14 protein-coding genes and 1 tRNA gene are annotated in these 13,455 nt (G+C 63.8%); 7 read left to right on the forward strand and 8 right to left on the reverse strand.

Translation table 11 applies throughout. The annotated features are described in order from the left end of the window. The first annotated feature begins 68 nt into the window (after positions 1-68). Complete coding sequence (locus tag NLM32_RS02370) at positions 69-347, forward strand: type II toxin-antitoxin system ParD family antitoxin (RefSeq protein WP_254127686.1); 279 nt, start codon at positions 69-71, stop codon at positions 345-347. Further along, positions 337-633, forward strand: a complete 297-nt coding sequence (locus tag NLM32_RS02375; RefSeq protein WP_254127687.1) for a type II toxin-antitoxin system RelE/ParE family toxin — start codon at positions 337-339, stop codon at positions 631-633. Before NLM32_RS02370 ends, NLM32_RS02375 begins: the two co-directional genes overlap by 11 nt. 6 nt (positions 634-639) lie before the next feature. Here NLM32_RS02375 and proB read toward each other — a convergent pair whose 3' ends face one another. Then, positions 640-1,761, reverse strand: a complete 1,122-nt coding sequence (proB, locus tag NLM32_RS02380) for a glutamate 5-kinase (RefSeq protein ID WP_254127688.1) — start codon at positions 1,759-1,761, stop codon at positions 640-642. A gap of 199 nt (positions 1,762-1,960) precedes the next feature. On the opposite strand from proB, the gene NLM32_RS02385 reads away from it, so the two are divergent. Then, entirely contained in the window at positions 1,961-2,926 is a 966-nt protein-coding gene (locus NLM32_RS02385) for a Bug family tripartite tricarboxylate transporter substrate binding protein (protein WP_254127689.1), read from the forward strand. 139 nt (positions 2,927-3,065) lie between these two features. Here NLM32_RS02385 and NLM32_RS02390 read toward each other — a convergent pair whose 3' ends face one another. The 3 genes from NLM32_RS02390 to NLM32_RS02400 all read right to left on the reverse strand — a co-directional run bounded on the left by NLM32_RS02390 (position 3,066) and on the right by NLM32_RS02400 (position 6,534). After that, entirely contained in the window at positions 3,066-4,700 is a 1,635-nt protein-coding gene (locus NLM32_RS02390; protein WP_254127690.1) for an alkaline phosphatase family protein, read from the reverse strand. A 225-nt stretch (positions 4,701-4,925) separates the two neighbouring features. Beyond that, a complete protein-coding gene (obgE, locus tag NLM32_RS02395) occupies positions 4,926-5,966 on the reverse strand; it encodes a GTPase ObgE (RefSeq protein WP_254127691.1) in 1,041 nt (346 codons plus the stop codon). A gap of 85 nt (positions 5,967-6,051) precedes the next feature. Beyond that, entirely contained in the window at positions 6,052-6,534 is a 483-nt protein-coding gene (locus NLM32_RS02400; protein ID WP_254127692.1) for a MaoC family dehydratase, read from the reverse strand. Between the two features lie 219 nt (positions 6,535-6,753). On the opposite strand from NLM32_RS02400, the gene NLM32_RS02405 reads away from it, so the two are divergent. Beyond that, positions 6,754-7,668: a DMT family transporter gene (locus NLM32_RS02405; RefSeq protein WP_254127693.1), complete on the forward strand. Its 915-nt coding sequence runs from the start codon at positions 6,754-6,756 to the stop codon at positions 7,666-7,668. 162 nt (positions 7,669-7,830) lie between these two features. Here the strand turns inward: NLM32_RS02405 and NLM32_RS02410 are convergent, their stop codons facing one another. The 3 genes from NLM32_RS02410 to rplU all read right to left on the reverse strand — a co-directional run bounded on the left by NLM32_RS02410 (position 7,831) and on the right by rplU (position 9,324). Next, positions 7,831-8,424 carry a GNAT family N-acetyltransferase gene (locus NLM32_RS02410; protein WP_254127694.1) on the reverse strand — a complete coding sequence of 198 codons (594 nt, stop codon included), beginning with the start codon at positions 8,422-8,424 and terminating at the stop codon, positions 7,831-7,833. A 153-nt stretch (positions 8,425-8,577) separates the two neighbouring features. After that, positions 8,578-8,847, reverse strand: coding sequence for a 50S ribosomal protein L27 (rpmA, locus tag NLM32_RS02415; RefSeq protein WP_092234086.1), 270 nt, complete (start codon positions 8,845-8,847; stop codon positions 8,578-8,580). A 96-nt stretch (positions 8,848-8,943) separates the two neighbouring features. Further along, positions 8,944-9,324, reverse strand: a complete 381-nt coding sequence (gene rplU, locus NLM32_RS02420; RefSeq protein ID WP_254127695.1) for a 50S ribosomal protein L21 — start codon at positions 9,322-9,324, stop codon at positions 8,944-8,946. Between the two features lie 330 nt (positions 9,325-9,654). On the opposite strand from rplU, the gene NLM32_RS02425 reads away from it, so the two are divergent. Beyond that, positions 9,655-10,815 carry an ROK family protein gene (locus NLM32_RS02425; protein WP_254127696.1) on the forward strand — a complete coding sequence of 387 codons (1,161 nt, stop codon included), beginning with the start codon at positions 9,655-9,657 and terminating at the stop codon, positions 10,813-10,815. 321 nt (positions 10,816-11,136) lie between these two features. On the opposite strand, the gene NLM32_RS02430 is transcribed toward NLM32_RS02425, so the two are convergent. After that, a complete protein-coding gene (locus NLM32_RS02430) occupies positions 11,137-12,000 on the reverse strand; it encodes an alpha/beta fold hydrolase (RefSeq protein ID WP_254127697.1) in 864 nt (287 codons plus the stop codon). A 228-nt stretch (positions 12,001-12,228) separates the two neighbouring features. On the opposite strand from NLM32_RS02430, the gene NLM32_RS02435 reads away from it, so the two are divergent. Together NLM32_RS02435 and NLM32_RS02440 are read left to right on the forward strand one after the other, a co-directional pair. Beyond that, positions 12,229-12,318: transfer RNA gene (locus tag NLM32_RS02435), tRNA-Ser, on the forward strand. 142 nt (positions 12,319-12,460) lie between these two features. Then, positions 12,461-13,414 carry a LysR family transcriptional regulator gene (locus NLM32_RS02440; protein ID WP_254127698.1) on the forward strand — a complete coding sequence of 318 codons (954 nt, stop codon included), beginning with the start codon at positions 12,461-12,463 and terminating at the stop codon, positions 13,412-13,414. The last annotated feature ends 41 nt before the right edge of the window (positions 13,415-13,455 follow it).

The following is a 13,455-nucleotide window of genomic DNA, read 5'->3' on the forward strand; positions in this document are numbered from 1 at the left end:
GTAGTCGGACAAGGGCTTGCGAATAGCTCGGATATCAATAAGTATCATTATTTGATAGGGAGCTTCCCATGGCTAGCAGCTACAGCATTGGCAAGCATTTCGAGGACCTCATCGACAACCTGGTCGAGAGCGGCCGCTACGCCACCGCCAGTGAGGTGATGCGCGAAGGGCTTCGTCTGGTCGAGGAACGCGAAGAGCGGCGCAAGCTCAAGTTGGAGGTGCTGCGGGAGGAAATCCAGAAGGGATTTGATAGCGGGCCGATGGAAGAGGTCGATCCCAAAGAGTGGATGAACGACATCAAGGCGCGGGGACGGCAACGATTGGCCGCGCGCAAACGTGGCGAATAGATTCCGCAAAGCCCCGCAAGCCGATCAAGATCTCGATTCAATCTGGGATTTCATCGCATCGGACAGTGTTCGGGCCGCGGACCAACAGATCGCGCGCATCGGCGAGATTTTCGAGATGCTTCTGGAAAGTCCGCTCGCCGGGCGAGAACGCAGAGAGTTGCGCCTGGACCTGCGCAGCTTCGCCGTCGGCAACTACGTGATTTTCTACGTCCCGTTGCCTGACGGCATCGAGGTCATCCGCGTCATGCATGGTCGTCAGGATATTGGCGCCGACGATATGCAATAGCCCGAGTTACCCGCCCACCACCAGATCGTCGCGGTGGATCATTTCGGACCGGCCGCTGATGCCGAGGATGGTCATCACGTCCGGGGAGGACCGGCCCTTGATCCGCTCGGCGACTTCGGCGTCATAGGCGATCAGGCCGCGGCCGATCTCGCTGGCGTCGGGGCCGCGGACGATCACGGCGTCACCGCGGGCGAATTGGCCCTCGACCTTGATCACACCGGCCGGCAGCAGGCTGGCGCCGGCGCGCAGCGCCGTCACCGCGCCGGCGTCGATGGTCAGCGTCCCCTTCGGCTCCAGCGTGCCCGCGATCCAGCGCTTTCGCGACGTGATGGGGTTCGCGGGCGTCAGGAACCAGGTGCAGCGGCCGCCATTGGCGATCGCTTGCAGCGGATGCTCGATCTTGCCGGATGCAATCAGCATATGCGTGCCGCCGGTGGTGGCGATCTTGGCCGCCTCGACCTTGGTGCGCATGCCGCCGCGCGACAGCTCGGATTCGGCATCTCCCGCCACGGCCTCGATCTCGGAGGAGATGCTCTCGACCACCGGGATCAGCTTGGCGTTGGGATTGTTCTTCGGCGGGGCGTCGTAGAGCCCGTCGATGTCGGAGAGCAGCACCAGCAGATCGGCGCTCGCCATGGTGGCGACGCGCGCGGCAAGGCGGTCATTGTCGCCGTAGCGAATCTCGTTGGTGGCGACCGTGTCGTTCTCGTTGATCACGGGGATCGCGCGCCACTCCAGCAGCTTGCCGATGGTGGAGCGGGCGTTGAGATAACGGCGGCGCTCCTCGGTGTCCCCAGGCGTCACCAAAATCTGTCCGGCGCCGATGCCGTGCGCCCCGAGGACCTCCGACCAGATCCGCGCCAGTTCGATCTGTCCGACGGCAGCGGCCGCCTGGCTTTCCTCTAGCTTCAGCGCTCCGCGCGGCAGCTTGAGCCGGCTGCGGCCAAGCGCGATCGAGCCCGAGGAGACGACGAGGACGTCGCGGCCCTGCTCGTGCAGCTTGGCCATGTCGTCCGCGAGTGCGGCGAGCCAGGACGCACGTACCTCGCCCCTGTCGGAATCGACCAGCAGTGCGGAGCCGACCTTGACGACGATGCGGCGGAATTGATTGAGTTCGGGGCTGGCCATGTGCGTATGTGTCGGCGCGTGTGACGAATTGCTCTGGAAACGGCGGAGCGGAGAGCGGCGCCGGCTAAGGCCTGCTTTTGCAGCAGGACGATGGCCGGCGCAAGGCGGGCGGGACGGTAAACGGCGAAGGTCGGCCTTGTCTTGCGTGCCAGCCCGGTTCTAATGCCGCCAATCAATCGCGGGCTGGACGAGGAAACGAATGGATCGCCGCAAATTCATGGCCGGATGTTTCGGGTTGCCGCTGCTGCCGCAGGTCGGCGAGGCCCGAGCGCAGACCGGGCTGAGCAAAATCATCTTCCCGTTCGCGGCAGGCGCCGGCGGCGACACGCTGTGCCGGCTGATCGCGCAGGAGATCGCGCCCGTGCTGCAACGGACCATCGTGGTCGAGAACCGCACCGGCGGTGACGGCCTGATCGGCATCAAATCCGTGAAGGGCGCAAGCCCTGACGGCAGCATGGTGCTGGTGACGACCGGGCCGACCATGTATCTGCTGCCGATGGTGGAGACGACACCGAGCTTCGATACGGCGAAGGATTTCATGCCGGTGTCCCTGCTTGCGCGGTTCGAGTTCGCGCTGGTGGTTGGTCCGGCCATGGATGTCGCCGACTTCAAGGGGTTCGTCGCGTGGCTGAAGGCGCACCCCGACAAGACGTCGTTTGGCGTCCCGAGCAACGGCACCATTCCGCATTTCGCCGGCTCGAAGCTGGAAAAGGATCTCGGCATTCCCCTGACGCGCGTGCCCTATCGCGGCAGTGCGCCGATCCTCAACGACATCATCGGCGGTCATATCTCGTTCGGCATCACGACGCTGGCGGATGCGCTGCCGCAGCATCGCGCCAAGGGCGTGAAGATCATTGGAGTCTCGAGCGCGGAGCGTTCGCCGTTCGCGCCCGACGTTCCGACGCTGAAGGAGAGCGGCATCGATCTCGTTGCCGATGCCTGGTACGGCATGTGGCTTCCCACCGGCAGCCCGCCGGAGTTTGCCAGCAAGCTCGGCGCGGCCGCGAGTGCGGCGCTGGCGAAGCCCGACGTGAAGGAGAAGCTCACGGCGATCGGGCTCATTCCGGTCGGCAGCAGCGCGGATGGATTGACGAAAGAGCTCGCCGCCAACACTGCCTTCTGGCAACCGATCGTGAAGGCGACGGGGTACAAGATCGAGAACTGAACCTCGCTCGCGCTCTATCCCCTCATCCTGAGGAGCGCGCCCTTGCGCGCGTCTCGAAGGATGAAGGCCCGGCTGCTGCAGCGGGGGCCTGCATGGTTCGAGACGGCGCTTCGCGCCTCCTCACCATGAGGGGCGACACTCACATCTTCGCGCGCTGGGCGATGCCGTCCTTGATCGACGCCAACTCCGCTTCATCCCAGACGCCGATCAGGATCCCGCCTTTCACCTGCAATTGGTTGTCGGCATAGTTCGCGATCTTCTCGCGCGGCGTGGTGATGTGGTCGTTCGGATGCAGCGCCCAGTCGAACAGCTCGGCCTGGAGCCGCGCGATGATGCCGGCGCACTCCGGATCGTCGCCGCGATCGACATACTCCTGTGGATCGGCTTCGAGGTCGTACAGCATCGGGCGGAAGCCGGAGGCGTGGATATATTTCCAGCGGCCGTCGAACACCATGAACAGGCGGCAGCGCTCGATCGGTTGGTTCAGCTTCAGCCGCACGTCCTGCATCGCGTAATCGTATTCGGAGAACGCCACCTTGCGCCAATCGCCCGGCGTTGGCCCGCGCAATAGCGGGAGCAGCGAGCGGCCTTCGAGAATATGGCCCGGCACCTTGCCGCCGAAATAATCGACGAAGGTCGGTGCGAGATCGATGCCTTCCACCAGCGCATCGCTGCACGTGCCGCGCGTGGCGTCGGCTTCTTTCGACGGATCGATAATGATGAGTGGGATCTTCGCCGACTGCTCGTGGAACAGATCCTTCTCGCCCATCCAGTGATCGCCGAGATAATCGCCGTGATCGGAGGTGAACACGATCATGGTGATTTCCAGGAGGTCGCGTTCCTCCAGGAACTTCATCAGCACGCCCATCTGGTCGTCGATCTGGGTGATCAGGCCCATATAGGTCGGGATCACCTTCTCCCGCGCGTCGTCGCGCGCCATGTTGCGGGAGTAGCGCATGTCCATATAGGCGCCGAACACCGGATGCGGATTTTGCCGCTCGCGCTCGGAGCGGATCACCGGGATCATGTCATCTGTCGAATACATGCTCGCATAGGGCTCGGGCGCGATGTAGGGCCAGTGCGGTTTGATGTAGGACAGATGCAGGCACCACGGCCGGCCGTCGGTCTCGGCTTCGCTGATGAAATCCATCGCGCGACGCGTCATGTAGGGCGTCTCGGAATGCTCGTCCGGCACGCGCGCGGCCTTGTCGGCGTGCACCAGCAGCCAGCCGTTCTGCAGCGAGCCGTCTTCCGCTGCGCCTGAATTGGCCCAGTGCTCCCAGGGGTTCGTCGCCTCAAATCCCTGCTGGCGCAGATATTCGTCGTATTTCGGACGCGGCCGTCCGGTCGGGTGCAGGCCGTCGTCGCGCTCATAGGGTTCAAAACCGCACTCGGCGACGTGTACGCCGATCATCGATTCCGGCGGGATGCCGAGCGCCTTCATGCCTTCGAGGTCGGGCGCCATGTGGGTCTTGCCGACCAGCACGTTGCGAACGCCGATTTTCTTGAGATGATCGCCAAGGGTGGGCTCGCCGACGCGCAGCGGCCAGCCGTTCCAGTGCGAACCGTGCGAGCGCATGTAGCGTCCGGTGTAGAACGACATCCGCGACGGGCCGCAGATCGGCGATTGCACATAGGCCTTCGAGAACAGCACGCCACGCTTGGCCATGGCGTCGATGTTCGGTGTCTTCAGCGTGGGGTGGCCGGTACAGCCGAGATAATCATAGCGAAGCTGGTCGCACATGATCCAGAGAACGTTTTTTGCGCGCGCCATGCGTCGACCCTGCATTTTCTTGATTGTTTGATGCTGCGCTATCGCGCCAGCGAAGACAAGCCAGTGATGCGCATGCCCCGAGTCATACGCTCCACTGTCGTCCCGGCGAAGGCCGGGACCCATAACCACAGGGAGTAGTTTGGCGAAGATTCGTCGTTCGGTACTGCAACCGCCCGCAACCGATAGATCACGCGGTATGGGTCCCGGCCTTCGCCGGGACGACAATTACGCCGACCACGGCTCCGCTTCGGCCGCGCTCTTGGCCTTGGCCGAGACCGGGGCCTCGCCGATCACCTCGACGAGCGCGCGGAGCGCTTCCTTGACGCCGTCGCCGGTGATGCCCGAGAGCAGCAGCGGCGTCTTCTTGGCAGCGCGCTTCAGCCGGTCCTTCTGCTTCTTCAGCTCGTCCGGCTCGACCGCGTCGATCTTGTTCAGCGCGACGATCTCGATCTTGTCGGTGAGCAGCCCGCCATAGGCGTCGAGCTCCTTGCGCACGGTCTTGTAGGCCTTGCCGGCATGCTCGCAGGTCGCGTCGATCAGATGCAGCAGCACGCGGCAGCGCTCGACATGGCCGAGGAAGCGGTCGCCGAGGCCGGTGCCTTCATGCGCGCCCTCGATCAGGCCGGGAATGTCGGCGAGCACGAATTCGCGGCCGTCGGCGTTCACGACGCCGAGCTGCGGATGCAGCGTGGTGAAGGGATAGTCGGCGATCTTCGGCCGCGCCGCGCTGACCTTGGACAGGAAGGTCGACTTGCCGGCATTGGGCATGCCGACGAGACCGGCATCCGCGATCAGCTTCAGCCGCAGCCAGATCCAGCGCTCGTCGCCGGGCTGGCCGGGATTGGCGTTGCGCGGCGCACGGTTGGTCGACGACTTGAAATGCGCGTTGCCGAAGCCGCCATTGCCGCCCTCGGCGAGCACGAACTTTTCGCCGACATTGGTGAAGTCGTGGATCAGCGTCTCGCGGTCTTCGTCAAAAATCTGCGTGCCGACAGGGACCTTCAGCACGATGTTCTTGCCGTTGGCACCGTGGCGGTCCGAGCCCTGGCCGTTCTCGCCCTTCTGGGCCTTGAAGTGCTGCTGGTAGCGGTAGTCGATCAGCGTGTTGAGGCCGTCGGCGACCTCGATGATGACATTGCCGCCGCGGCCGCCATTGCCGCCGGAGGGACCGCCGAACTCAATGAACTTCTCGCGGCGGAACGCCACGCAGCCGTTCCCGCCGTCACCGGAGCGGATATAGACCTTTGCTTCGTCGAGGAATTTCATGGGCCATAGGTAGGCCAGCCGGTCCCGCGCGGCAACCCGGATGACCCCGCAAATCGGCCGAAATTCCGCGAATTTGCGCCCTTGATTAACCAGTCGGGCGGCGCCGGATCAGGAATTTCTGCATCCCTTCAAGCACCAGCTCCTTGCGCTGGTTGAACACGGTGCTCCGAAGCGTGACCGTGCCGGTCGTACGTCCCGGCACGAGCTCGGTGACCTCGAGCGCCGGATAGATGGTGTCGTCGGCGAACACGGGCTTGAGGAACCGGCTCGACTGCTCGAGGAAGCCGACCAGGGATTCCTCGACCATGAACGGAAACAGGCCGGCGCCGGGCGCGGTGTGGATCAGCGTCTGGAAGCCATGGGCGAGCAGATGCGGCATGCCGCGGGCGCGGCAATACTCCACGTCGTAATGCACCGGGTGGGTGTCGCCGCTCGCGGTCTGGAATGCGGCAAATACCGCCGACGTCTGGGTGCGGCTCGGCAGCACGAAACGCTCGCCGACCACGAAATCCTCAAACCAGCGTTGCGCCGTGATCATGCGGTGCTGGGCGGGGTCGAAGTCGGTCATGTCTGCGGCTCTTTTGTCGGTGAGGCATCTATCGCTACCGCGGCGCGAAGAGTGCGACAATCCGTTCAATTCGGCTTGCGCGGGCTTGTCGCGGCGGCCCACGTCATTAAAACGACCGCAAGCGACTCTATTCGCCGGTTTCCGACGCTCTCTCCGCCCGTCATTGCGAGCTTCGTCACAAGAGCTCCTCGCAATGACGCGTTTCCACGATCGACAGCGATGCCCTTCTTCAAAAATCTTTCCGCCTATGACGACCGCTCGGCGCGCCTTGCCGGCATTGCCCTCATGGTGCTGTCGATCTCCATGTTCTCGTTCGGCGACGCCATGGGCAAGTTCCTGGTCGGGACCTATTCGGTCGGGCAGCTCTTGTTCCTGCGCGCCTGCGCGGCACTGCTGCTGCTGGCGCCGCTGATTTGGAAGCAGCGTCATCAGTTCCTGCATCTGGAGCGGCCGTGGCTTCAGCTGTTTCGCGTCGTGCTGTCGACGCTGGAGGTCGCCGCCTTCTTCCTCGCCACCGTCTATCTGCCGCTCGCCGACGTCGTCACCTACTATCTCGCGGGGCCCATCTTCGTCACCGCGATGTCGGCGATCTTCCTGCACGAGCGGGTCGGCTGGCGGCGCTGGACGGCGATCCTGATCGGCTTTTGCGGCGTGCTGATCGCGCTGCGACCGTCGGCGCAGACGGTGAGCCTGCCGGCGCTGATCGCGCTCGGCGGCAGTCTTTCCTTTGCAACCCTGATGCTGATCACGCGCAGCCTGCGCAAGACGCCCGATATCGTGATGGCGTCCTCGCAATTCATCGGGACGTTTTCACTGGGCGCCGTGCTGTCGGCGTTCCACTGGGTGCCGCCGACGCCGGGCAGCCTGGTATTCTTCGCGCTTGCCGGATGCATCTCGGTCACCGCGCTGTTCTGCGTCAACCGGTCGCTGAAGCTGGCGCCGGCGAGCGTCGTGGTGCCGTATCAATATTCGATGATCGTCTGGGCCGTGATCTTCGGCTTCGTGGTGTTCGGCGATGTGCCACAGGTGGCCACGATCGTCGGCGCCGCGATCATCATCGGCGCCGGGTTCTACATCTTTCTTCGTGAGCGCGATCTCGGGCGTGCGAGCGAAGAGGTCAATCCGCCGGTGTAGCCCGCTGTCGTCCCGGACAAGCGAAGCGCAGATCCGGGACCCATACCCACAGGGAGTGGTTTGGCGAAGACTCGGAGTGGGAGTTTTGCCTCACACGCCGCCCTGTGGTTATGGGTCCCCGCGTTCGCGGGGACGACAGTGGAGAATGACGCAACGCCCGCCCTACCTCATCCGCCGCGCGCTGCTCCAGCTCTTCAGCGACGACCAGACGCCACGCGAGAGGCGGAAGCAGTCGACCGGGGTCGAGGAGCCCAGCGCCAGGAAGCGGTGCAGCTGCACGCCGCTCCACTGGAAGCCGCACTTCTCCAGCACGTTGCGCGAGGCCGGATTGGTGACGCGCGCCCCCGCATAGAGATGGTCGTCCTCGAATTCCTCGAAGAAGAAGTCGATCGCGCCGCGCGCGGCCTCGGTGGCAAAGCCCTGGCCCCAATGTTCGACGCCGAGCCAGTAGCCGAGCTCGGCATTGTCGGGCGTGGAGCGGTCGATGCCGACCATGCCGACCGGTCCGCTGTCGTGCTCGATCAGGAACACGCTCTCGCTGCCGCGTGCGGCGGTGGCGCGGATGAACGCGACGGCGTCGTCCTGGGAATAGGGATGCGGAAGGCGGCGGGTGTTTTCCGCCACACGGCGGTCGTTGGCGAGGAGGGCGATGGGCCTGACGTCGGCGAGGGTCGGCCGCCGCAAGGTCAGCCGCTCGGTGGCAACGACGCTCGGTCTCGCCTCCCGCAGAGTCACGCTCGAAAAGTCCTGCAACATGTCCGGCTCCGTCAAAGTCACTAAGGGAAAAGTGAACACGACAAACGAAAGGGAGGCCGGTTTCCCTGCCTCCCCTGGAGCCTTCGATCTTTTGATCTCTGGACTCCGCCGGTTCGGTCAAGGACCCGGCGGACTCCAAATAAGATCCACCGTCTATTCAGCAGCCTCTGCGAGCGGGAGTACCGCTACAAAGGTGCGGCCGTTGGCTTTGGCTTGGAATTCAACACGACCCTCGATCTTGGCGAACAGAGTGTGGTCCGTGCCCATGCCGACATTAAGGCCCGGATGCCAGGTGGTGCCGCGCTGACGCGCAATGATGTTGCCGGGAATCACGCGCTCCCCGCCGAACACCTTGATGCCAAGGCGCTTACCCTTTGAATCGCGACCGTTGCGCGATGAACCGCCTGCTTTTTTGTGAGCCATGGCTCGTCTCCAAGATCCTGCGTATGTCTAGGTCAATTCCTTGACGGAATCATTTCACAATTTCTCACGCATCAATTCGTGAATTGGCGTGATCGATTATGCGGCGGCTGCTTCTTCCTTCGCGACCTTTTCCTTCTTCGGACGCGGGCCCTTGGTGGGCTTCGCATTGTCCGTCAGGATCTCGCTGACGCGCACGACCGTGATCTCGTCACGGTAGCCACGCTTGCGGCGCGAATTCTTGCGGCGGCGCTTCTTGAACGCGATGACCTTCGGCCCGCGCTTGTGGTCGAGCACCTCGACCGCCACGGTCGCACCGGCCACCGTGGGCAGACCCAGCACCGGCGTGTCGCCGCCGACCACCAGGACTTCGCTCAGCTGCACGATCGTGCCGACTTCGCCTTCGATCTTGCCAATTTCCAGGACATCATCCGGAACGACGCGGTACTGCCGGCCGCCGGTTTTGATGACTGCGAACATCGTTGTTTTCCTTCGTGTTCAATCCCGGCCTCACGACTGTCACGTCAGGGGCCGGCTTTTTGTCAGTCGCTATGGGTTTACTGAGTTTTGTGCGGGCGGGAGTTATCCCTTTGAAAACCCACGCAAAAACAAGCGGCGCGAGAAACGCCCCGCGCCGGTTGTGGGACTTATAGCCGCCAAACCCGAAGAGTCAAGGAAAACTGCCGAAAACGGCCCGGATTGGAAGGATTTGGGCCGTTTCCCCGCCGGCCATGAATCTCGGCCCGCGCTGCAACCAACGGGTTCCACCGCCGTTGTCCCCGCGAATTGGCACTCGGGCAAGGGCTTTCCATGGCAACAGACGAGCTGGTCAGGACGACGGGCATCGCCCATCACGGCGCCGAGCGGCTGCCGTCGGTGGACGTCGACAGTTTCAACATCGAGATGAAGGACGAGGACGGCTATCTCGGCGATCGCGCCAGCAAGGGCGCGTTCCGCAAGATCCTCGACCGCTGGCGCAAGCCGCTGCGCAAGACCGGCGAAGATCCGTTCGGCAAGGAGCCGTCGGAGAGCATCAGCAAGAAGGTGCTCGACGAGATGCTGGTCGGCGACGACACCGAGGCCTCCGCGGTGGTGCATAGCGCCATCGAGGAATTCGCCCAGGAGCTCGCCTATGTCACGCGCCGCTTCCTCAAGACCAAGGCCTGGGCGAAGACCGAGCGCATCGTGGTCGGCGGCGGCTTTCGCGACTCGCGGCTCGGCGAGCTCGCGATCGCGCGCACCGACATCATCCTCAAGGCCGAGGATTTCAAGATCGACCTGGTGCCGATCCGCGCGCATCCGGATGAAGCAGGCCTGATCGGCACGCTGCATCTGGCGCCGTCGTGGATTTTCGAGGCGCACGACGCGATTCTCGCGGTCGATATCGGCGGCACCAATATCCGCTGCGGCGTGGTCGAGACGCGCTGGAAGAAGGCCAAGGATCTGTCGAAGGCGTCGGTCTGGAAGTCGGAGCTGTGGCGTCATGCCGACGATGAGCCGACGCGCGAAGGCGCGGTGAAGCGTCTCATCAAGATGCTGAAGGGACTGATCACGGAAGCCGAAACCGAGGGCTTCAAGATTGCGCCCTTCATCGGCATCGCCTGTCCCGGCGTGATCAACGAGGACGGGTCCATCGAAAAAGGCGCGCAGAACCTGCCGGGCAATTGGGAGAGCAGCAAATTCAACCTGCCGGCGAGTTTGATCGAGGGCATTCCGCAGATCGGCGAGCACGACACCGCGATCCTGATGCACAATGACGGCGTGGTGCAGGGCCTCTCCGAGGTGCCGTTCATGCAGGATGTCGATCGCTGGGGCGTGCTCACCATCGGCACCGGCTTGGGCAATGCGCGCTTCACCAACCGCCGCAAGGACGGCGGCAACGGCAAGGACGCTGCGGAGAACGGCAAGGACGTCGCCAAGAAAAAGTCCAAGGAAAACAATAAGGAAAACAACAAGAACGGCAAGGAGTAACCTTGACTGGTTAGGTTAAGGAGCGGATTGCGTTGCGGCGCAGCGGCTGCACGCTAGGGTCGAATCGTCGCCTCAAGCAGGCCTGCGAAGCCGCCCTTCCTGGCCAGCATTTCGATGAGCGGCACGGGACCGCCAGTGTTTACCGCGTCTGGCGGTCCCACCCGTTCTTTCCAACGCATAATGAGACTGGTTCGCGCCCCAACGGAGCTGCGTTCCCTCCCTCTCTTGTCCGCCGAAGCCTTGGCGAAGGCGGATGCGGGGGAGGGTTAGGGAGAGGGGTAAGGTGCGTAGAGAGTTGAACTTGCTCTAGCGCGCCCGAATTCAGCTCCAGCCGATGCGCTGAAAGAACCCCGCGATCTCCGCCGCCGCCCGATCCGGATCCTCGCGGTGCGGGAAATGTCCGACACCCGGAAACATCGCGAGATCGAGCTCGGGAAACGTCTCTCCCAGCCGGTCGGTCCATTCATAGGGAAACAGCGGATCGTGCTCGGCCCAGCGCACGCAGGTCGGCAAATCGATCGGCGCAAGCTGCGGTGCCTCGCCCTTCATCATCGCGACGCGGCCTGCATGCGAGGCCCGATAATGCGCAAAGCCGCCGGCGAGATTGCCGTCCTTGAAATAATTGTCGCCGAAGAGGTCGAGGACGTCATCGAAGGCGTCCTTGCGATGCGCCCAATTCTTCAGGAAGTGCGCGATATAGAGCCGGCAGCTGTCGCTGTTAGCACCGACAAGCCGGGGCGCCATCTCCATCTGGTGGAAGGATTGATACCAGATGTGGTTGAGCCGGTCGGGCGCGGCCATCCGCGGCCCGATGCCGGGATAGACGAAATCGAAGAAGAACAGCCCGGCGAGCCGCTCGGGCGCCCGCCGCGCCAGCGGCTGCATCACGGCGCCGCCGACGTCATGGCCGACGACCCCGAATCGCGCGATGCCGAGGCTATCCATCACGGCCAGCATGTCGGCCGCATGGCCATCCGGCCCAAAGGGCCCGTCCGGCTTGTCGCTGTCGCCAAACCCGCGCAGGTCGGGCGCGACCAGCGTGAATCGGTCCGAAAGCCTCGATATCACCGGCTCCCAGGTCAGCCAGAATTCCGGCCAACCATGCAGCAAAAGCAGCGGTTTGCCCGATCCGGCGCGAACCACGTGGAATTCGGCGCCATTGGCGGAGATCGTCAGGTGCTCCACGGCAGTTCCTTCCCAAGCATAGCGTTTTCAAGCGAAGTGGACGCCGGTTCGCGTCAAGAAAACGCGTCAAAATTGGAATCTAGAGTCCCGTTCCCATGGGAACGGGGCTCTAGACGAGGGGGGCGGTGAAAGAGGCAGCGGATTTTCCCCTTTCGCGCCTTGTCTGTCCCGCCGTCCTCGCTTATTAACGCCCCAACCACGGGGGCTCGCCCCCGATTTTGGCGCCTTGGAGAGGTGGCAGAGTGGTTGATTGTACCGCACTCGAAATGCGGCATAGGTGCAAGCCTATCGGGGGTTCGAATCCCCCCCTCTCCGCCAAAACAAACGGCCTGAAAGCCCCACCCTCGCATGTCGAATGGTGTCGCGTCCCCTAGCGGACTGCAATCTGACGCCGCACTTGCGACCGACCGCCAAGCTTCTCCACAATGGCTCGTCTGAGACCCGCCCGAGGACCCTTCGGATGACCGCCAAGATCGATCTCCTCACGCTCCAACTCTTCGTCGCGATCGTCGAGGAGCAGAGTATCGCGAAGGCGGCGGAGAAGAAGAACATTGCTGCGTCCGCGGTCAGCCGCCGCATCTCCGATATCGAGGAGCGCTTCCAGGTCGAGTTGCTGCACCGCCATTCCAAAGGGATCGAGCCGACACCTGCCGGCTTCGCCCTGCTCGAGCATGCCCGCATCATCCTGGGAAACCTCAGCAAGCTCGAGGCCGAGCTGACGGGATTTCGGCAGGGCAAGCGCGGGCTGATCCGGGTCTGTGCCAACAAGTCCGCGATCCTCGAGGCGCTGGCCGACGAGCTCAGCCTGTTCCTGGAACGGCATCCGCTGGTCCACATCGACATCGAGGAGGATCTCAGCCCCGCGATCGTGCGCGCCGTGGTGGAGAACCGGGCCGACATCGGCATTTTCGGCGGCAACATCGACGGACAGGATCTGGAGTTGCTGTCCTATCGCAGCGACAGTCTGGTCGCGCTGGTCACGCGCGATCACCCGCTGGCGGGTCAGAGCAGCGTTCGCTTCCGCGAGCTGGTCGATTTCGACTTCGTCAGCCTGGAGAAGGGCAGCTCGATCGAGACGCTGTGCGTCAGGGCCGCCGCGGCGCTCGGGCAGCACATGAAGGTGCGCATCCGCGTCAGCAGTTTCGACGCGCTGTTCCGCGTCGTCGATGCCAGAATGGGGGTCGGAATCGTTCCGCTCGAGATCGTTCGCGACCGCTACGGCGTCGACAGTCTCGTCACCGTCCCGCTCGATGAGTCCTGGGCGCGCCGCGAGCTGGTGATGGGCGTGCGCGATTACAAGTCGCTGCCGCCGGTGACGAAGCTGCTGGTGGACCATCTGCGGAGCCATGATGATGCCCGTCTCGTCACCAGCGGCGTCTCCGACCGGCTGACGGTCGTGCGCGGCAGAAGCTGACGTCGCGCGCGAGCGAGGCCTGCCATCGCCGGCCGCGATGG

The organism is Bradyrhizobium sp. CCGUVB14 (assembly GCF_024199935.1).
Taxonomy (GTDB): Bacteria; Pseudomonadota; Alphaproteobacteria; order Rhizobiales; family Xanthobacteraceae; genus Bradyrhizobium.

Coding starts and splice junctions, on each gene's coding strand:
- rpmA (WP_092234086.1), bottom strand. CDS start 8,847: ATGGCTCACAAAAAAGCAGGCGGTTCATCGCGCAACGGTCGCGATTCA.
- NLM32_RS02405 (WP_254127693.1), top strand. CDS start 6,754: ATGCCCTTCTTCAAAAATCTTTCCGCCTATGACGACCGCTCGGCGCGC.
- rplU (WP_254127695.1), bottom strand. CDS start 9,324: ATGTTCGCAGTCATCAAAACCGGCGGCCGGCAGTACCGCGTCGTTCCG.
- NLM32_RS02410 (WP_254127694.1), bottom strand. CDS start 8,424: ATGTTGCAGGACTTTTCGAGCGTGACTCTGCGGGAGGCGAGACCGAGC.
- NLM32_RS02390 (WP_254127690.1), bottom strand. CDS start 4,700: ATGGCGCGCGCAAAAAACGTTCTCTGGATCATGTGCGACCAGCTTCGC.
- NLM32_RS02440 (WP_254127698.1), top strand. CDS start 12,461: ATGACCGCCAAGATCGATCTCCTCACGCTCCAACTCTTCGTCGCGATC.
- NLM32_RS02400 (WP_254127692.1), bottom strand. CDS start 6,534: ATGACCGACTTCGACCCCGCCCAGCACCGCATGATCACGGCGCAACGC.
- NLM32_RS02425 (WP_254127696.1), top strand. CDS start 9,655: ATGGCAACAGACGAGCTGGTCAGGACGACGGGCATCGCCCATCACGGC.
- NLM32_RS02385 (WP_254127689.1), top strand. CDS start 1,961: ATGGATCGCCGCAAATTCATGGCCGGATGTTTCGGGTTGCCGCTGCTG.
- NLM32_RS02370 (WP_254127686.1), top strand. CDS start 69: ATGGCTAGCAGCTACAGCATTGGCAAGCATTTCGAGGACCTCATCGAC.
- proB (WP_254127688.1), bottom strand. CDS start 1,761: ATGGCCAGCCCCGAACTCAATCAATTCCGCCGCATCGTCGTCAAGGTC.
- obgE (WP_254127691.1), bottom strand. CDS start 5,966: ATGAAATTCCTCGACGAAGCAAAGGTCTATATCCGCTCCGGTGACGGC.